The sequence below is a fragment of the Bifidobacterium pongonis genome (assembly GCF_019331805.1).
GTDB classification, from domain to species: Bacteria; Actinomycetota; Actinomycetes; order Actinomycetales; family Bifidobacteriaceae; genus Bifidobacterium; species Bifidobacterium pongonis.
The window spans coordinates 26500-44966 of the sequence record NZ_JAHBBE010000014.1 but is presented as its reverse complement, the minus strand read 5'-3'; the positions used below and the strand labels follow the sequence as shown (position 1 = coordinate 44966).

Annotated in this window: 14 protein-coding genes; 5 read left to right on the top strand and 9 right to left on the bottom strand. The window is 62.5% G+C overall.

Going from position 1 to position 18467, the window contains the following annotated elements:
- Window positions 1-229 precede the first annotated feature (229 nt).
- On the bottom strand, window positions 230-910 hold the full coding sequence (locus KIH75_RS04850; RefSeq protein WP_420829177.1) for a GNAT family N-acetyltransferase: 681 nt from the start codon (window positions 908-910) through the stop codon (window positions 230-232).
- Window positions 911-1046: 136 nt separating this feature from the next.
- Here KIH75_RS04850 and KIH75_RS04845 point away from each other — a divergent pair, with 136 nt between their 5' ends.
- The 4 genes from KIH75_RS04845 to KIH75_RS04830 all read left to right on the top strand — a co-directional run bounded on the left by KIH75_RS04845 (window position 1047) and on the right by KIH75_RS04830 (window position 6183).
- A complete protein-coding gene (locus tag KIH75_RS04845) occupies window positions 1047-1718 on the top strand; it encodes a 5-formyltetrahydrofolate cyclo-ligase (RefSeq protein WP_219055653.1) in 672 nt (223 codons plus the stop codon).
- Window positions 1719-1767: 49 nt separating this feature from the next.
- Window positions 1768-1947: an FmdB family zinc ribbon protein gene (locus tag KIH75_RS04840; RefSeq protein ID WP_219055652.1), complete on the top strand. Its 180-nt coding sequence runs from the start codon at window positions 1768-1770 to the stop codon at window positions 1945-1947.
- 188 nt (window positions 1948-2135) lie between these two features.
- Window positions 2136-2804 carry an SAF domain-containing protein gene (locus tag KIH75_RS04835; protein ID WP_219055651.1) on the top strand — a complete coding sequence of 223 codons (669 nt, stop codon included), beginning with the start codon at window positions 2136-2138 and terminating at the stop codon, window positions 2802-2804.
- Between the two features lie 112 nt (window positions 2805-2916).
- Window positions 2917-6183, top strand: a complete 3267-nt coding sequence (locus KIH75_RS04830) for a metallopeptidase domain-containing protein (protein WP_219055650.1) — start codon at window positions 2917-2919, stop codon at window positions 6181-6183.
- A 189-nt stretch (window positions 6184-6372) separates the two neighbouring features.
- Here KIH75_RS04830 and KIH75_RS04825 read toward each other — a convergent pair whose 3' ends face one another.
- From KIH75_RS04825 to KIH75_RS04800, 6 genes are all read right to left on the bottom strand, one after another.
- The gene (locus KIH75_RS04825; RefSeq protein ID WP_219055649.1) at window positions 6373-6609 is read right to left on the bottom strand and encodes a hypothetical protein; all 237 of its coding nucleotides are present in this window, start codon (window positions 6607-6609) and stop codon (window positions 6373-6375) included.
- Window positions 6606-10205 (bottom strand): helicase, encoded by a 3600-nt coding sequence (locus KIH75_RS04820; protein ID WP_219055648.1) that lies wholly within the window; start codon window positions 10203-10205, stop codon window positions 6606-6608. Before KIH75_RS04820 ends, KIH75_RS04825 begins: the two co-directional genes overlap by 4 nt.
- An 8-nt stretch (window positions 10206-10213) precedes the next feature.
- Window positions 10214-11881, bottom strand: a complete 1668-nt coding sequence (locus KIH75_RS04815; RefSeq protein WP_219055647.1) for a variant leucine-rich repeat-containing protein — start codon at window positions 11879-11881, stop codon at window positions 10214-10216.
- 177 nt (window positions 11882-12058) lie between these two features.
- Complete coding sequence (gene rplL / locus KIH75_RS04810; protein WP_219055646.1) at window positions 12059-12439, bottom strand: 50S ribosomal protein L7/L12; 381 nt, start codon at window positions 12437-12439, stop codon at window positions 12059-12061.
- Window positions 12440-12547: 108 nt separating this feature from the next.
- A complete protein-coding gene (rplJ, locus tag KIH75_RS04805; RefSeq protein WP_219055645.1) occupies window positions 12548-13069 on the bottom strand; it encodes a 50S ribosomal protein L10 in 522 nt (173 codons plus the stop codon).
- A gap of 282 nt (window positions 13070-13351) precedes the next feature.
- Window positions 13352-13993 (bottom strand): hypothetical protein, encoded by a 642-nt coding sequence (locus KIH75_RS04800; RefSeq protein ID WP_219055644.1) that lies wholly within the window; start codon window positions 13991-13993, stop codon window positions 13352-13354.
- Between the two features lie 292 nt (window positions 13994-14285).
- On the opposite strand from KIH75_RS04800, the gene KIH75_RS04795 reads away from it, so the two are divergent.
- Window positions 14286-15212 carry a metal ABC transporter solute-binding protein, Zn/Mn family gene (locus KIH75_RS04795; RefSeq protein ID WP_219055643.1) on the top strand — a complete coding sequence of 309 codons (927 nt, stop codon included), beginning with the start codon at window positions 14286-14288 and terminating at the stop codon, window positions 15210-15212.
- Between the two features lie 190 nt (window positions 15213-15402).
- Here KIH75_RS04795 and KIH75_RS04790 read toward each other — a convergent pair whose 3' ends face one another.
- Window positions 15403-16791 (bottom strand): NCS2 family permease, encoded by a 1389-nt coding sequence (locus KIH75_RS04790; RefSeq protein ID WP_219055642.1) that lies wholly within the window; start codon window positions 16789-16791, stop codon window positions 15403-15405.
- 869 nt (window positions 16792-17660) lie between these two features.
- Window positions 17661-18440, bottom strand: a complete 780-nt coding sequence (pstB, locus tag KIH75_RS04785) for a phosphate ABC transporter ATP-binding protein PstB (protein WP_003827576.1) — start codon at window positions 18438-18440, stop codon at window positions 17661-17663.
- Window positions 18441-18467: the final 27 nt, after the last annotated feature.

The following is an 18467-nucleotide window of genomic DNA, read 5'->3' as shown; positions in this document are numbered from 1 at the left end:
CCCAACCCCTTCCATATGTGTCCGGCCATCGCTGAACCGTGTTCCGCTGTGCTCATCCACAAGATGCAACGAAGTCGAAAACTTGTCCGCACGATGTTCCAGCACCTGCTTCATGCTGGTGGACGTTCGTAAGGGCAGCCAGACCGCGATTCCCAAGAGTACGATTACCGCCACGATGACCGTGCTCAGCGAATCGTATTCCATAACCTTTAAGAATAGGACAACGCCGTCACAATATCCGCGTTTCCCATTCGGCATGTCGTGATATGAGACGTGATTCAAAGCCATCGCCCAGGTCTTCGGCGAGCAGACTGAAGGTCCGATGCGTGCGCCAACTCCCGTCCACGTACATGTAGTTGGCTTTCTCCCCCTCATCACGCGCACCCACCTTGCGCACCACGGCGAGGGAACGCTGGTTTTCGGGAAGAATGGCGATTTCCAGCCGATGCAGCTGCGGACCGTCCGGACTGCCGATGGCCCAATCCGCCAGCATGGCGAGCGCCATCGGGGCGATGCCGTGACCGGCGTAATCCTCCGACACCCAGTAGCCGACCACGCCGCTGCGCATCGCGCCGTAATTGATTGCGCCGAGCGAAATCTGGCCGATCATACGCTTGTGATATTCGATGAGGAACACCACGCCGCCACCGCACGCCTCGTCGCGGCGCTGCCGACGCACCCACTGTTCGAACGTCATGCCGGCACCGTGCATCGGATCGCCCGCGGCCCACGGTCTGAGCCACTCGGTGTTATGCCAGCGCACGCTGTTCCATTCGTCGGCATCGTCCATATCCATGGTGCGTAGGGAAATCGGTACACCGCCCATAGGCGCGTGCAGTTCGATCGGCACGTGGATGGCGTTCGGCGACGTCGCCCCGAAAACGCCGCGCAGGGTCTGCAGTATTGACACGCCCCTATTGTGCCATCGTTCGCACGACAAACGGCGTCGGCGGTCGGAAGACGAACGGCGGGGACTGCGGGAAGGGCGGAGCGGAAAGACCTAGGAAGATCTGGGAAGACCTCGCACCGCCGGTATGCTGACAGGCATGGGAACGAACGAAACGAAACGGATGTTGCGCAGGAACGCCATCGCGCGACGCACAACGACCGATGCCGCGCAACGGTTGCACGCCGGTGAAGCCCTCGCGCGGCATATCGGCGAGCTGCCGCTGCCCGACCATCCATGCACCGTGGCCGCCTACGTCTCCATGGGTTCGGAGGTCGAGACGAGGCCGCTGCTGCATGCGCTCGCCGAACGCGGGCACCGCATACTGCTGCCGCGGCTCGGCACGGGGCTTGACATCGGCTGGGGCGAGTTCGGCGATACGCCGCTTGAGGATTATGGCGAACGCCGACCGCAGGAGCCCGCTGGGGCTACGCTGAACGCGAACATCCTGGGCTGCGCGGCATTGGTGCTGCTGCCCGCCCTGCTCGTCGACGCCTCGGGAACCCGCTTGGGCAGGGGCGGCGGCTGGTACGACCGCGCACTGGCGCATTGCACGCCCGGAACGCCGCTCGTCGCCGTGTGCTGGCCTTGGGAAACGGGCGTTGCGCAGCTCCCGCACGAATCGCACGATGTTCCCGTGACCGCCACGCTCACCCCGCTCGGCTATGCGCCCATCGCCGCTCCCGCCGCTGTTCCCGCCGTTCGCGCCGCTGTTCCCACCGCCGGAGAGAACGGCGGAATCGATGGCGGCACGTGTCAGGACAACGACTAGGATATGAACGGTTGCAACCCGAGTAAGACGTCTTTCCAGGAGGAGTGACATGCCTACCTATCATTACCGCTGCAAGAACTGCGGCTACGACTTCACGAAGTACCAGTCCTTCACCGACGATCCGATCACCGTCTGCCCCGAATGCAGTGAGGAGCAGGTCCGCAAGGTGTATTCCGCCGTGCCGATCGAGTTCAAGGGCTCCGGCTTCTACCACACCGACAAGAGCTGAGCGCGGCTCCGGCCTGTTATTCGGTTCGTTCGCGGCTTTACGGTTATAGGGTTTTGCGGTTTTGCGGCCGTATCGCTTATGGGCCACTTGTAGGCCTGCTGTGAACGAACGGTGAAGAAACGGGAGGGAGTAATCCACAACGGTCGTTCGGGCTTGCGCCCGCGCCGCCCCTCCCCGACCATGGCGGTATGAAGAACGTCAACGCACCGCCATGGTCCCCTCTTACCGCCCCCACGCTGGGGGCTCGCAGGCGACGCGCAAAGCTCGCGCGGATCGCCACCATACTCTGTATCTGCATGGCCGTATTCGGCTTTCTGCACGCATTGGACGCCATCACAGGCACGGACACGGTCGTTACGGCCGTCTCATCCATCGCACGCGGCACGACCATCCGTCAAGGCGACGTCGCCCTGACCCGCGTTCCCGCATCCCCCATCGTCAACGGGGCGCTCCACAGCGCCGCCGAAGCGGAAGGCAGCATCGCCCAATCGCATATCGAAGCCGGCCAACTGCTGTATGGCAGCAGCGTGGCCAAGGCACCCACGGTCATGCCGGGGCATACCGTGCTTGAAATCGCCGTGGCGAACAACGTCGAAGCGCTGATACCGGGAGACACCGTGTCGCTCGTGTCCTCATCAGGCTGCGAGCCGGCGAGCGGGACCGATGCGGGTTCGGCGGAACCCGCCGCCTGTACGCTGGCGGAACGCGCGACCGTGATGGAGGTTGGGCGAAACGACGATGAACAGATCGGGCGCGAGCGCGGCCGGGAGACACTGTCGCTCATCGTGGAGCCCGACATCGCGATGCGGGTGATGACGGCCGCGGAAACGGGGGTGATCGTCGCGGTGCACGAGTAGCGAAACGTGGCCCATGTGCCGCATGGGCTACCATGGTGCCGTATCCAACCCGGAGCGCCTTCCAGCAATGATGATTCGAGGGGATGCAGGGAAACCGAAAAGGGGGAATTCCATGGGAACAGGGAATAGTACGGGCGCCGCACGCCTTAAGCGCATCGCGGCGATGATCGCGACCACGGCGATGCTGGTATGCGGGTGTGCTCTGACAAGCGTGCCCGCCAGAGCGCAGGATGGCACGGACGGCACCACGTCGAATGATGCGGCCGCCGCCGCGCAGGCGACACAGTTGGCGCAGGAGGCCGCGGAACAGAGCGCGGCGGAACAGGGCGGCGATAATCAGGCCGCGGCAAACGGCACCAGCCAAAGCACAACCGGGCAGACGGCAACGGACCAGTCGAGCGTATCGATGCTGACGAACGACGCGCCGCTCAACACGTCGCTCGACCCGCAGGATCCCAACGAGAAAAGCCCCGAACCCATCGGCATGGGCCAGCGCGTCGGGCTCGGACGCACCGGCGTGGCCAAGGTGGTCGCCCTCCGCGTGGACTTCCCGGATCAGCAATTCGCACAAGGCGACAGCCTGGAGGCGCTGCAGTCGCTTATCGACGGCACGAATCAGGGTTCCGCCCCCTACGACAACCTCAACTCCTACTATCAGCGCTCCTCCTACGGCAAGCTCAGCTTCACCGGTCAGGCATTCGACTACCATGCCACGCGCAACCGCAGCGAGTACGGCAGTGCCGAAGAAGTGATATTGGAGGCATTGCGTGCCCTCGATGCCACCGTCGATTTCAGCCAGTTCGACGGCAACGATGACGGACGCATCGATCTGGTGTACATGCATTTCGCCGGGCCGAACACCGGTTGGCACGGCATGTGGTGGAGCTACGAGACCAACGCCAGCGAAGGTCTGACATTCGACGGCAAGGAATTGTGCAACATCGCCACGTTGCACCAGCCTTCGAACACGACAGAGGGGGCGAAAACCATCATCCACGAGACCGGCCATGCGCTCGGCCTTGCCGACTATTACGCCAGTCCCACGTCGACAACAACCCCCAATAAAGGCATGGGCACCGATGACATCATGAACAACAACATCGGCGATCATTGCGGATTCTCGAAATGGCTGCTGGGCTGGATCGACGACGACCATGTGACGCGCATCGTGGTGCGCCCGGACGGCGTGACGGTGAAACGTGGCAACGCCGACGTCGAGCATATGGCTTCGGTGAGCCAGGCGGTCACCTCGCTCAATTACAACGACATGCGCCAGCAGGGCAGCATCGTGGCGATTTCCGCCGACCCGGCACTGCTGGGCCCCAAGGGCAAGTTCTCGTCGTATTACGTGCTGCAATACGACGACGCCGTAGGCAACCAGATCGTCATGAAGCATTCGGCGCTGCGCCTTTACCGTGTGCAGGCCGAACTGGGCGATAATGGAATATTCACCCATTCCAATATCAGTTCCACCGAAGCGCACAACAAGCTCATCGAACTTGTCGATATGACCGAGGCACCCGATCACGGCGACTCCGGGAATCTACGTCAGGGCGACCATATCAACGGTTCGACCATGCCGTCGACGAATTTCCAGGAAACGGCGGCCGCGGGCTTCACCGGCATTGACCTCACCGTGACCAATATGACCGCGCTTGGTGCAACCGTCAGCATCACCTATAACGACAGCGGCCAGACCAAGCCGGACGAATTCGCCATCACCGACACACTCATGAGCAGAGGCATCATCGGTGCCGACTCCTACCAGCTCAAGGCCAGCGCACGGGTGGTGAAGGCGGATCCGTATTCCCGGGCGACCATCACCGTCGACGGCAAGGATTTCGACACCAGATTCAGCGTTGACGGCGATACCATCACGCTTGATTACCGACTGCCCGCCGGAACGCTCTCCACAACATCCTCATGCTCCTTCACCTTCCCCGAAGGAACGTTCATCATCGGCACCGAGGACGGCAAATCCATTACCTCCAAGAGCATCACCGTGCCGGTCAAGGTAGGCCCGGTGGAGAACATCGAGAAAACCGGCACCTACGCATGGCGAGGAAAGCATTCCTACGACATATCCACCACGTCGCACATGTTCTCCGACGATCAAGGCAACCAGTATATGGCGGTCCGCATCGACGCGACGCTATATATCGTGAGCTTCAGCGACACGGATCTCGCCGCCCCCACAGTCAAGGAGATACCGCTCGCCGAAGGCAGGTCGCCGGTCAGTGATTTCTCCCATATCAGTCTGCGGAACAATATCCTCGAAGCGACCTTCGACACGTTCAGCCCCACGGCCGTCTACCTGACCTATTGGATCGACATGCCTTCAGGCAAGGTGATCGCCCACTCCGGCACCGCGCAGCCCGCGCAATCGTTCCTGCGCGTCGGCGACAGCATACTGTATGTGACGAAATACGATTACACCGGTTCCGAAACGGTGATGCAGACCCCGCAAAGCGACGGAACCGTGAACATCACCTCTTCCAAGGGCGTTGCGCAGCTGCTTGAGACCCAGAACGGCATGCCGGCCATCGTGCCGCTCACCGGAACCGGCGCAGGGTATGACACCGATCCCGTGACGGGCAAGGAAGGACGTTCCATCCTGTTCGTGCAGAGCGAGGCGCTGGAACGCGCGATCCTGTCGCGCGGCAATGAATCGTCGACCGCGCAGGAACCTTGGACGTACGATATCGTGCCGTCCACGCGCTCGGTTTTCATAGCGCAAACCTATGACGTTCAAGCGGCAATCGCCACGGATGATGCGACGTACGCGGTCACGCTCGAACCCGAGAACGCCATGCCACGGTATTTCATCACCCGGTTCGACACCAATGGCAAGCAGACCAAGCGCCTGCAATTGAACGACCCGAGCCTGTCTGACGAGAATTATTCCAACACGCTCAGCCTTCAAGCGTCGTCCAACGGTTACCTAGCGCTGGTGAACCAGCAACGCAGCGATCTGACCAGCGAACGACGGACCATCACCACGCTGCTCTCCCCGGATATGGCGACGATGAGCGTCTCCGGCACCGACTCCTGGCAGCAGGCAACCGGATGGCTTTGCGGCCGTTGGGCGTACGTCGCCCTCGACACGGACGAAACCGGAGCTCAACTCGACTACGCCATGACGAAGATCCTCGACACCTCGTCGCCCGTAACCCCCAGCGACCCCGGCAAACCAGGCAAACCGTCAACGCCCGGAAGCCAGCCGCAGGGCAATGCCGCAAACGCCGCACACACCGCCAAAACGCTGACGAGAACCGGCGCCGCAGCACCCTTCATGCTGGCGGCGGCGCTCGCCTTGGCGGGAATCACGGTCTTGGCCGTGGCCAAGACCGGCGTCTCGCCACGGCGTCAACGCGAGTAGGTGAGAACCCGTTTGCGGTCCATCAGACGATTCGCCTGATGGACCGCTAATGCCAGTAATGATGCGGCAAACCCACAACAACATGAAGCCTCCCGTCCCTTTCATCCCGAAACACCGGAATCGAAAGAGACGGGGAGGCTTCATGCATATACCATGAACATCCACTTCACGCGGTGAAGCGAAGCGAACTCAGTGCCCGCGCTCGCTGAACTGCGCCCAATGCGGCGGCAGTTCGGTGAGAATGCGCTTGTCATCATCCGCTTCGCGCTGACGGTCAGTCATCATGTCGGAAGGTTCCAGCTTGACGCCATCCGCATCGAACAGTTCCGTACCCTGCCTCACCACGCGCTTATGTTTGCGCGGCGTGCGGCGGGATGCGCTGTATGCCTGGGGCGCATCCCCGGTAGCCTGCGTATCCCCGCTCATTCGATGCCCCGGTACAGGTCGGCGAGCTGCGACACCAGTCGGTCGACTTCCTTCTCCGGGTTGACGAACGCGCCCACGCTCCACACGGAGGCGACGGACCAGCCCAGCGTCATCAGGTCGGCGGACAACATACGGTGACGTTCACGCGTGGACTGGATCGACATGAAATCGACGTCATCGGTGAGCACCGCCAGCGCGAACGGCTTGTTCTTCAAGCCGACCACCATCGGAATGGTGATGCCGCGCTTGAACCCGTAGTTCACGGCGACGTTCAGGCCACGGTTGCGGATGCGATCCGCAAGATCGTTGAGCAGCACGTTGCGGCCGTATTCGGATTCGGTCGGACGGATATCGTCATCATCCAAACGCTCCGCCCAGGTCAGCATGGTCTTCAACAGCTTCACGCCGGGCTGGTGGATGCGTTCGTCATCCATATCCGCCGGGCCGAAGGCGCTGACGATGTCGACGTTGCGGTCGGCCAACGCCAACGCGTCCAGCAGCATGCCGCGCCCGCCGGGCTCCTCCAGCGCGCCGAACTGCTGCAGCAGACGCCCGTGCGCGGTTTTCGCGTAGCACAGCGACAGAATCACATCCGTGGCCTGCGCTCCGGCGACCTCGTGGATGCCGATCAGGCGCACATGGCGCAGGAACGTGCCCATGGCCTTGTCTTTGGCGGCCAGCGCCTTCAATTCGGCGCCGAGCCTGATGCGGAAGGAGTCGGTGAGCGTCACCACGGTAAGCATGTACGTGGTCGGCACGATGGCGAAGCTGGCCGCACGTTCGGTGATGATCCGCACGACTTCGGCGATCTCCTGCTGGCTGGATTCCACCAAACCGGTGTTGAGCACCGGAGTGCCGTTGGCATCCAGACCGTGGTAGGTTACATGGCCGCGGACCGGTTCGGTGCACGCATCGTAATGCACTTCGCCGTAGCCTTCGGATTCAAGGAAGGCCGCCAATGCGAGGGAACGCTTGGTCGGATGCGACTTGACCTCGATCTGGGGCAGCACGTCGATCAGCTGCTTGAGGCTTTCGCACGTGACGGTGTTGCGATGCGCGATGATCACGATCTGCTTGACGCGCGAGACGATGCTCAACAACTGGATGGCGGGGATGTGCGCGCACGCGTCGACGATGGCGACATCGGCGAGCACGGTCGGCTCGGTCAGGGAGGCGAGCGTGTCGGGCGTGGCCATGAGGATCGGCTTCGACGCGGCGAGAATCTCGGCATGGCTGCGACGCATGTTGTCCAACGTCACCTTGGTCTGGCTGGCCAGCTGCGTGTGCAGCATGTTGGCTTCCTGCGTGCGGGAGAACAGCAGGTCGCACAGCCTGCGCATGGATTCCTGGGCGATCATCGGGCCGATGGAACGCACATGCTCCACGTCGACCTGTTCGAAACGATCGGTCACCGAGGCGAGCGAGGAGCCATCCTGGTTGGAGATGATCGGCGAGGAGTGCACGATGTCCTCGAACACGGTGGTCCACCATGCGAGCTGCAGTTCGGCGCCGACCGCGTCGATGCCCACCTGACGTTCGCTCAGGTCGGCCACGAGATCGTTCAAACCGGCCGCTTGGAATTCGTTTTCGAGGCAGCAGCGTTCCGGCAGGGTGTCGAGGGACATGTGGTCGTCGTACAGCCCCTTGAGCCGCTCCTCGACGTCGTTGAAATCCTTCGCCTCAAGTTCGCCGCCGCGCGGCGTGGTGCTCAGCACGGTGTCGAGGGCGGTGATGTCTTCGGACATGGTCTCCTGGATGGAGATCATCTGGTCGAGACGCTGCGGCAGCACGGGCCAGCCGCCATGCGGGACCAGCGCATGCCACTGCTCGCCCTGCTTCTTCACGACGATGAGCGCGTCATGCAGGTTCTCTACCTGTGCGCCCACGCGCAACAGGGACTTCGCCTCGCGCACGTGGCGGCGGCGCTCCCAGAAGCCCATGCTCGTGCCTTCGGCCTTGCGCTGCTCCTTGGACTTGCTCGCCTCGATCATCGCGTCGATGTCGCGTTCGAAGATCTCCGGCTGGAACACGTCGAGCACGCGCCTCAGGTTCTTGAGCACCGTGATCTGGCGCGTCCATTCGCGGGCCGTGGTCGGCACGGGGAATCCGCAGGTCTGCGCGGTGATGCTGACATGCTCGCGCACCGCGGGGAACACTTTCTGCAGCAGGTCGACCACGCGCTGATATGCGTTCACCGCGTCCTGCTCGTTGGTGATCGAAGCCTTGTACCAGGCGGTGTCGTCCGGTCCGAGCGTGTATTCGCCGAGTTCTCCGGCACGCTGGAGCTTGGCCGCCCACTCGTCCAGGTTCCCGCCGATCTGGCGTGCGGAGGCCTCGGAAAGGCGCACATGCGTGGTGGGATGGGTGGGGTACATGGAGATCGAAGCCAGATTCTGGATGGTCTGGTAGGCGGAGACGCCCCACTTCTCGTTGACGCCGTGCAGGTCGCCCAAGTAGCGCGTGAGACGGGAGCGCACGCCGACCAGCTCATCGGACAGCTGGTCGAAATGCTGGCTGGCCACGCCGGCCTGGAATCCGACCGCGGCGATCAGCTGACGGTCGATGCTGGTGTTGGAATCCTCATCGGCGATATCCAGCACCATGCCCGTCATCTCGTTGGCGTGCATGGACTGCAGGAAATGCCGCTTCTGTTCCGCCACGCCCGGCACGTACAGCACGGAACGTCCGTTCATCACGCAGCGCGAGGCGATGGCCGCCGCACGTTCGGCGGTGTCGTTGCCGGATGCGGAGTCCACGACGATGCTGCGGCCTGCCGCCGCCAGCTGCGCGGCATAGCGCACGGTGTTGTCGACGTCGCCCACCTCGTATTCCGAATGCGGATCGGCATCGAACGGGCTGTATTCGGGGATGGATGCCTTGCCCAGTTCGGCGCGGGAACGTTCGTCGTCCGCAAGGGCGTCGAGCAGCACGTTACCGCTCGGACCGCCGCCGAGCCTGTCGATGATGCGCTGCGTTTCCGCGAGGATCAGGGCGGAGGGCTCCATGAAGCAGCCGAGGATGATGCGGCGTTCGATGGAGAAATCGTCGATACGCGCCTTGGCGTCATTGGTGATGGAAGTAAAGATGGCCGAGGTTTCCGGGGAACCGGAACGATAGTTGGAGCTGTCCAGCAGACGGTCCTCGTCGATGTAGACGCCGGACGCGTGCAGTCTGGAGACGAGCGCCGAGTTCAGCGACACCTTGCCGGTGAACCTCAGGGACGAGTGACCAAGCTGTTCGCTACGGGTCACTTCGACCGGGTACAGCAGCACCGGCAACGCACTGCCCTTCCACGTCGCGACGCCGACGATCAGCGACAGTTCCGCCACGCCGCTCACGCGCTTCTTGGCGGCCTGGCTGTCCAGCACACGCCCCAAACGGCGTTCGGCCGCGCGCAGCATGCCGTTGTCGCGGAACATCGATTCCAACGTCACGTGACCGGCCGCGAACAGTTGGGCCACGCCCGAAGGATGCGCATGCGTCATGTCGAGCTGGGCGCTGAGCTGGTTGATGTCCTCCAGCGGGGACGGCGCCAGGGAGGCACGGTAATCGTCATGCCATTTCTGGAACTGGTCAAGCATGGATTGCGTACTCATGTATCCGATCACTTTCCTACTGCTTTGCGGTAATCCTGATAGCCCGGATTGTTGGCAAGCGCTTCATCGATGTCCTTGTCGCCCTGAGCCGCGAGCCACGCGTACAGGTCGTCGTACAGGGAGGGGTTCATGGCCAGGAACGGCAGGAGTTCGGCGTGACGGGCCATTTCGAACTGCTTGGTCATGTCCGGCGTGCGGCGCGCCTCCTCGGAGCTCAGACCGTCGACTTCGACGACCGGCTCGGCGGCCTTGTCGAATTCGCCGCGGGCGACCTTGTCGAATACGGATCCGGGTTCGAACGCGGGGGTGAATCCGCCGTTCGCGTCCATCTGCCCCATGTTGCCGGCGAAACCGGTGGCGTCGCGCCTGTCGCCGCCGTCCGACATCGGGGTGAACACGACGGGGCGGGCCTCACGGAACATCGCCGTTTCGGGTTCCGGCTCGGGGCGACCGTCGCGGCCATACGTCGGTTCCGACTGCGCGGCGCTGGCGTATGGCGCTCCGGCGGCGGTGGCATTGGCGTTGCCGTTGCCGTTGCCGCCGTGATCGGGAAGCCCAGCTCCCCATGCGGGAGCGGTGTTGCCGCCGCGCTGCTGCGGTTCGGGCTGGTTGATGCCGACGCCTTCGAACAGGTTGGGCACCGGGCGGTCCCGCTCAGGCGTGCCCGCCTCGGGGAAGAGCGGTTGTACCGGTTCCGCGGATTCCGTCGGTTCCTCCGGCTTCTCCTCGTGGTATGCGGGCTGCTGCGGTTCCGCCGGCTGTGCATCCTGCAGGTCGTAACGCTGGTCGTATTCCTGCGCCCGATGCTGGCCATACGGCGAATCAAGCTGGGCCTCGTACTGCGCCTCAAGCTGCGCATCGGACAGTTCGGACGGCTCGGACGGTTCCGGCTGCTTGGCCGATTCAACCGAGTCGACCGATTCGGAGGATTCGGCGGGTTTGGCCTGCTGCGGCGCCTCGACGGGCTGGCTCTGCGCCGGCATCCGCACGATGGGCTTCGGTTCGGCGGACTGCTGCGGTTCCACCGCGTTCACGTCGACCGGCTGGGTGCTCCACTGCTGATCCGGCTGCACCGGGTACGGCGACGGGTATTGCGGCTGCTCGGGCGTAGACGCCGCGGCCTCGCTGCCGTTCAGCACCGGCTTGCGCTGCGCCTTGGGACGCTGCGATTGGAAGGTGGTCGTCGGCTCTCCGGCACGCAGGTCGAGGATCTGATCGACGGACATGTCGGTCGCGTCCGGTTCCTGATGCGTGGCCATGGGTGTCGAATAGTCGAAAAGATTCGAGACGGGGCTGTCGGGCTCCTGTTCGGGCGCATCCACGCGCTCGAAATCCGCCGCGACGTCGCCGAATTGAATGCGCATCGGCGAATACGGAAGAATATAGTCGTCGTCCCCCGGCAGGCGCATCAGATCGCCGCCGTCGCGCACGACGTACGTGCCGTTGGTCGAATCGAGATCATGCAGGATGGCCTGACCGTCGCCACGCACCGAAAAACGCGCGTGACGCTTCGACATGGATTTGGTGGGATCCGGCACTTCCATGCGCTTCGTGCCGTCATCCGGCAGTGGCCTCAGTGGTTTACGTCCAATCTCAACGTTTTCCCCAGGATGAACAGTGATCTGTTGGCCACCGTTGACCGTTACCTGCCAGTGGCACGCCGTTTCAGCACTCACCGCATAGCCTCCTTCTTCGCGATTAGACACTCTTCCTATTGTGTCATGCCGCAATCCCATTTGTGGGATTAATGTTCAGGAATTAACAACTTCTCCTATTAACGGCGAAACCCCGCCACCTGGAACCAGGTGCGGGGTTTCGCGGAAAGCTGTGAAGTGCGGCTTATGCCGCGCGAATCACTTGAGCTCGACGGTAGCGCCGGCTTCTTCCAGCTGAGCCTTGGCCTTCTCGGCGTCGTCCTTCTTGGCGCCTTCCAGAACCGGCTTCGGAGCGCCGTCCACGAGAGCCTTGGCCTCGGCCAGACCCAGGGAGGTGATGGCGCGCACGGCCTTGATGACCTGGATCTTCTTGTCGCCAACGGCGGACAGGATGACGTCGAACTCGTCCTTCTCCTCGGCAGCCGGAGCAGCGCCCGGAGCGGCAGCGGCGACGGCGGCGACCGGAGCGGCAGCCTCGACGTCGAACTTCTCTTCGAAGGCCTTGACGAACTCGGAGAGCTCAACCAGGGTCATCTCACCGAAAGCTTCGAGCAGCTCATCGTTGGTGTACTTAGCCATAATGGCTTCCTTTCAATCTTGGTGACGGGCTGTAATTGAAGAGGTGACCGTCACCTGAAAATTTATTTTCTTTGCAATTTTTGATTCATGCGGCAAGCCGCAAGTGAATCAGGCAGCCTTTTCCTGCTTCTCGCGCAGCGCATCGATCGTACGCACGGCCTTGGTCGGCAGAGCGTTGAACAGGTACGCGGCCTTGGACATCGTAGCCTTGATGTCGCCGGCGAATTCCGCGAGCAGTTCCGGGCGAGACTTGAGGTCTGCCAGCTGCTTGGCACCTTCGGCATCGTACACGGTTCCGTCTGCGAAACCGCCCTTGATGACGAGGGCCTTGTTGTCATTGGCGAAGTCACGGATGACCTTGGCAGCCGCAATGAAGTCACCATGCACGAAGGTGATGGCGGTCGGGCCGGAGAGAATCTCGTCGAGACCCTCGATGCCCGCTTCCTTGGCGGCGATGCGTGCCAGCGTGTTCTTTGCCACAGTGTAGGAAGTATCGCGGCCTAGCTTTTCGCGCAGATCGGAGATCTGCGGAACGGTAAGCCCGCGGTACTCGGTCAGGTAGACAGCGTCAGCGGAACGGAATTCGTCCGTCAGCTGAGCGACCACCGCTTCCTTTTCGGGCCTCTTCATGGCGTTCCTTCCTAAGTCGGCCGTTGACTTGAGGTTCGTCGCCATGCTGGGCAATAAAAAAGCCCTGCGCACAGGCAGAGCAACATAAGGCCGTTTCCGGCAGCCCGCAAATGGGCTTATATCTCTCAACCTGCGCTGGCTTGGCGAACCAAACTTCGGAGCGGCGCTTTCGCGCAGCTCAACCAACGGTCTGTGGTTTACGAGTTGCCAGAATACGCACCCGCCCCGACTTGGGGCGTTTCGGCGTGTCGCGCGGGGCGGGCGGTGCCGGAACTGGCTGGATTACAGCGTGGCCGCGTACTGGGCGACGGATGCGGTGACTTCCTTGAGGTAGTCAAGGGAACGGCGCCAGTGCCCCGGCACTTCGATGGAATGGTTGGCGTCCGGGTATTCGTGCACGTGGGACGTGAGCTTGTAGGCCTTGGCGCGATCGTAGAAGGGGTCGGCGGTGCCAGCGCAGATCAGCGGGTCCGGGCCGGGGTAGGCCACGTCGCCTTCGGCGCTTTCGATGGGGATGATCTGGTCGGTCGGATCGAAGTCGGCCGGATTGATGACCGGCGTGAGCAGCACGAACGGCAGGCCGTGCTCGCGCGCCACATGCGGGTAGGTCAGGGTGGTCAGGGATTTGCCGATGAGCATCAGCCTGCCGGACCGATCCTCCTTGCGCACGCGCTCCACCCATCCGTCGATCGCGTCGTTGATCACCGGCGTGACCACCGACAGGTCGTCCGAGGCGTTGCGCACGTTCATGCGATCCACGCGCCATCCGGCCTCCACCAGGGCCTGCGCCGACCAGTACAGCAGCGGTCGGTCGCAGTTGTAGCCCGTGCCCGGCATCAGCAGCACGCGCCCATGTTCGCTGCCCGCGGAGACGCGGTTCTTTCTCCATGTGGTGATGCTGACTTCGACCAACGGCTTGGTCATGTTCTCTCCCCCGTTCCTTCCTATCCGGTTCGTGATGGCATTCACTCTAGGCCGCGCCCCCAACCGTCGCTTCGCCGCGCACATACGGCGGACACGCACCGGCACGCCAATTAGTGATAATTATTGATAATTATTGATAACGGTTCTCATTTTGTGTTATGGTGGCATAAGCGAATGCGTGGGGCGCGAAACCGGCACCGCAACCATGCGCCGGAAATCGCGCCACAGGAACCGCGGCGCAAGAACCATGCCGCCGCAATCACGCATCACAGGAACGAGGAAACGGAGAACCATGACCCGCATACGCAAGACGCTCGCCGCCATCACCGCCTGCGCCGCACTGCTACTGACCGCAACCGCATGCGGTTCGACCAACGCAGACGGCGGAAACGGCGGAAACGGCGCGAACAACGCGAACAGTGCGAACAGCGACGCGATCAGCGTCGTGGCGTCCGTGAACCAGTGGGGCACGCTCGCCAAGGAACTCGGCGGCGACCTGGTGGACGTGAACAGCATCATCAACTCCACGAACGCGGAGGCGCACGACTACGAACCCACCACGGCCGACGTGAACCGGCTGCACAACGCCGCCGTCGACATCGTCAACGGCGCCGACTACGACGCCTGGGCGGTCAAAGCGGCCGCGAACGGCAACGCCACCGTGGTGAACGCCGCCGAAATCGGCGGCAAGAAGGACGGCGACAACCCGCACGTATGGTTCTCCGCCGAAGTCCGCACGAAAACCGCCGACGCGATCACCGCCGCCTACCGCAAGGCAATGCCCGGCAAAGCCGACGAATTCACCAAACTCAACAAGTCCTGGCACGCCAAGGAAACCGAACTCGAAGAACGCATCGCCAAAGTCAGGGAAGCGACCAAAGGCATGACGTACGGCGCAACCGAATCCGTGGCGCGATACCTCGCCGACGACCTCGGCATGACCGACCGCACGCCCACCGGCTACGCGCGATCCACCGCCAACGACAGCGAACCCACGCCCAGCGAAATCACGCAATTCATCAACGCGCTACGCAAGAAGAAAATCTCCATGCTCATCCTCAACACGCAGGAATCCAACGCCGCCACCGAACAGATCACCACCGCCGCGAAGAAGGCGGACGTGCCCATCATCGAAGTCAGCGAACAGATGCCCAGCTCCTACAGCAGCCTGCTGGACTGGATGAGCGCCCTCGTCGGCGCCATCGGCCACACCAGCTGAAATACGCGAACCGAACCCTCCAAAACACAACAACGCGGCGCGCCCGACTCCCCCACCAAGGGAATCGGACGCGCCGCGTCTCGTATATGGGAACCGGAACCGCTCCCCCGCACGGACCGCGCGAATCATACGAATCATACGAATCACGCGGTGTGCACAACCGTGCGGGAGGCGAGCCGGCCGGCCGCTATCACAGGATAGCGGTCACCACGAAGTCCAGGATGAACAGGATCGCCACGACCCAGATCACCGGATGGACCTCCTTGGCCTTCTTCTTGCAGGTCATCACGATGCAGTAGGTGATGAAGCCGCCGGCGATGCCATAGGAGATGGAGTAGCTGAACGCCATGAACACGGACGCGAAGAACGCCGGAATGGCCTCGGAGATATCGCCCCACTCAATCTCCTTGAGCGAGGACGCCATCATGCAGCCGACGACGACCAGCACACCGGCGGTGGCGGCGGACGGCACGGCGGAAATCACCGGGGACAGGAAGATGGACAGGGCGAAGCAGGCGGAGACAACCACGGAGGTCAGGCCGGTGCGGCCGCCCGCCGCGATGCCCGCGGAGGACTCCACATACGTGGTGGTGTTGGAGGTGCCGCAGATGGCGCCGATGGACGTGGCGATGGAGTCGGCGAACAGGGCCTTATCCATCTTGGAGGAGAAGCCGGAGCCGTTCTCCAGGGCCTTCTCATCCTCGGCGGAGAAGATGCCGGTGCGACGGCCGGTGCCGATGAAGGTGCCGATCGTGTCGAAGGTGTCGGACATGGAGAACGCGAAGATGGTCAGGATGATCATCGGCAGCTTCGACATGTCGGAGAACAACGCGGGGAAGCCGTCGGCCGTGAAGATCACGCCGAAGGTCTGCGGGAACTGGGCGAAGGTGTCGGCGATGGACACGGAGTTCGCCATGGTGGTCTGGCCCATCGGAATGCCGACGATGGCGGTGACGACGATGGCGAGCAGCATACCGCCACGCACCTTGAGCACCGTGAACACGACGGCCAGCAGCAGGCCGATGAGGAACAGCCAGATGGTCGGGTTGTTCATCACCGCCAGACCCGGGGTGGCCTGCACGGTGTCGCCGTTCTTGGCGTCGGACTTGGTGGTGAAGGTGAAGAAGCCGACGTTCAGGAAGCCCACATAGGCCACGAACAGGCCGATGCCGCCGCCGATGGCGTTCTGCAGCACCTCGGGGATGGCCTTGATGATCATCTTACGGATCTTGGTGACGGTGATGATGATGTTGATCAAACCGCACAGGAACACCATGCACAGCGTCTCCTGCCAGCTGAAGCCAAGACCGAAGCAGACCGTGTAGGTGAAGAACGCGTTCAGGCCCATGCCCGCAGCCTGGGCGTACGGGACATTGGCGAACAGGCCCATGACGAGGGTGCCGATGATGGCCGCGATGATGGTGGCCAGGAAGACGCCGCCCCACGGCATGCCGGTGCTCGACAGGATCTGCGGGTTGACGATGATGATGTAGGACATGGCGAAGAACGTCGTCAGACCGGCCATGACCTCAGTGGACACGGTGGTGCCGTTCTCCTTCAGATGGAAGAACTTTTCCATTGTTTTCTTATCTCTATCTCTGTTTCTTGGGTTGATAGGACGACGGCGATGCGCCGACGCCCGGCGAGAATCGCGACTCGCCGTGGAACGTAAGTTCCGGACGCGCCCACACTAGCACCGGTATGGGTCATGGAGGTTGCCTGGATGGCCGCGCCCCCGCGCAAGGCGGCCCGAACACCGGTTTCCGGCCCGCCAAAGGGCATCTGATATGCGCGGACTCGCCTAACTCGCTTATATATGGCGGATTTGGCCTTCCTCAAACAACCAGGTGGCTTATATATGGCACTTGCAACGGAATATCGCAAGTACGAGCCGCTGAATTCCAACGACGATACTTCGAATATCCGCCTATGAGTGCCATAGATAAGCCACCTGGCAAAATCCACCCCGCCGAATCCGCCACAGATAAGCGAAGTAGCGGAGTTTTTGGGCTCGAGAAGGGCGTCCGCCCGGGCGAGGTGCGCAGCGGTGCGGGATTCGGGATGGCAGAGTTGTGGAACAGAGATGAGAACAGAGATGGGAACAGGCGAGAAACAGACGAGGATACGAATCCCCGCGCAATGTGCGGGGCGGATTATGACAACACCAGGCTGTCGCTACGTTTTGACTGATAAATCAGCCGTCACGTCCAATTAAGGGACCCCGCGCGGTTGCGCGGGGTGCATTCCTACTGGCCGACCCCACAGGGGCCGGCTTGCGACAGCCCACAGGGCTGTCGCCACGTTTTGACTGATCTTCGATCAGCCTTCACGTCCAATTAAAGAGCCCCGCGCGACACGCGGGGCACCTCTTTCTGGTCGGCCCCTTACGGGGCCGACGGCGACAGCCCACTGGGCTGTCGCTACGTTTTGGCGGATCGGCTGCGCCGATCAGCCAAAACGTCCCGATACATATCGCTCGGCTTCTTCGTTCTGGGGATTGTTGAACATCGTGGTGGTGTCGGTGAAATACTCCAGATGGCCGGGCTGGCCCACGGCCTTCAGATTGAAGAAGCCCGTGTAGTCGGCGATACGGGCGGCCTGCTGCATGTTGTGGGTCACGATCACGATTGTGTAATCGTTCTTCAGCTCGTTGATCAGATCCTCGACGGCCAGGGTCGAAATCGGGTCAAGCGCGGAGCACGGCTCATCCATGAGCAGCACCTGCGGGTGCACGGCCACGGCGCGAGCGATGCACAGACGCTGCTGCTGGCCGCCGGACAGGCCGACGCCCGGATTATCCAGACGATCCTTGACCTCATTCCACAGGTTCGCGCCACGCAGCGCCCACTCGACCAGATCGTCCGCGTCGGACTTCGAGATCTTGCGGTTGTTGAGCTTCACGCCGGCGAGCACGTTCTCGCGGATCGACATGGTCGGGAACGGGTTCGGGCGCTGGAACACCATGCCCACATCGCGGCGCACGGCCACCGGGTCGACGTCCTTGGCGTACAGGTTCTTGCCTTCCAGCAGCACCTCACCCTCGCAATGTGCGCCGGGAATGATCTCGTGCATGCGGTCGAGCGTGCGCAGCACCGTGGACTTGCCGCAGCCGGACGGGCCGATGAACGCGGTGACCTTGTTCGCCTCGATGTTGAGGTTCACGTCCTCCACGGCCAGGAAGTTGCCGTAGTAGATGTTCAGATGGTTGACATCAATGCGTTGTCCCATGTGATTTTCCTTATGAGTTTGTTGGGT

What these genes read in the sequence shown, in the direction of transcription:
- KIH75_RS04825 (WP_219055649.1), bottom strand. Translation starts at nt 6,609, where the DNA reads ATGAGCGGGGATACGCAGGCTACCGGGGATGCGCCCCAGGCATACAGC.
- KIH75_RS04845 (WP_219055653.1), top strand. Translation starts at nt 1,047, where the DNA reads ATGGGAACGAACGAAACGAAACGGATGTTGCGCAGGAACGCCATCGCG.
- KIH75_RS04820 (WP_219055648.1), bottom strand. Translation starts at nt 10,205, where the DNA reads ATGAGTACGCAATCCATGCTTGACCAGTTCCAGAAATGGCATGACGAT.
- rplL (WP_219055646.1), bottom strand. Translation starts at nt 12,439, where the DNA reads ATGGCTAAGTACACCAACGATGAGCTGCTCGAAGCTTTCGGTGAGATG.
- KIH75_RS04830 (WP_219055650.1), top strand. Translation starts at nt 2,917, where the DNA reads ATGGGAACAGGGAATAGTACGGGCGCCGCACGCCTTAAGCGCATCGCG.
- pstB (WP_003827576.1), bottom strand. Translation starts at nt 18,440, where the DNA reads ATGGGACAACGCATTGATGTCAACCATCTGAACATCTACTACGGCAAC.
- KIH75_RS04835 (WP_219055651.1), top strand. Translation starts at nt 2,136, where the DNA reads ATGAAGAACGTCAACGCACCGCCATGGTCCCCTCTTACCGCCCCCACG.
- KIH75_RS04795 (WP_219055643.1), top strand. Translation starts at nt 14,286, where the DNA reads ATGACCCGCATACGCAAGACGCTCGCCGCCATCACCGCCTGCGCCGCA.
- KIH75_RS04800 (WP_219055644.1), bottom strand. Translation starts at nt 13,993, where the DNA reads ATGACCAAGCCGTTGGTCGAAGTCAGCATCACCACATGGAGAAAGAAC.
- rplJ (WP_219055645.1), bottom strand. Translation starts at nt 13,069, where the DNA reads ATGAAGAGGCCCGAAAAGGAAGCGGTGGTCGCTCAGCTGACGGACGAA.
- KIH75_RS04790 (WP_219055642.1), bottom strand. Translation starts at nt 16,791, where the DNA reads ATGGAAAAGTTCTTCCATCTGAAGGAGAACGGCACCACCGTGTCCACT.
- KIH75_RS04840 (WP_219055652.1), top strand. Translation starts at nt 1,768, where the DNA reads ATGCCTACCTATCATTACCGCTGCAAGAACTGCGGCTACGACTTCACG.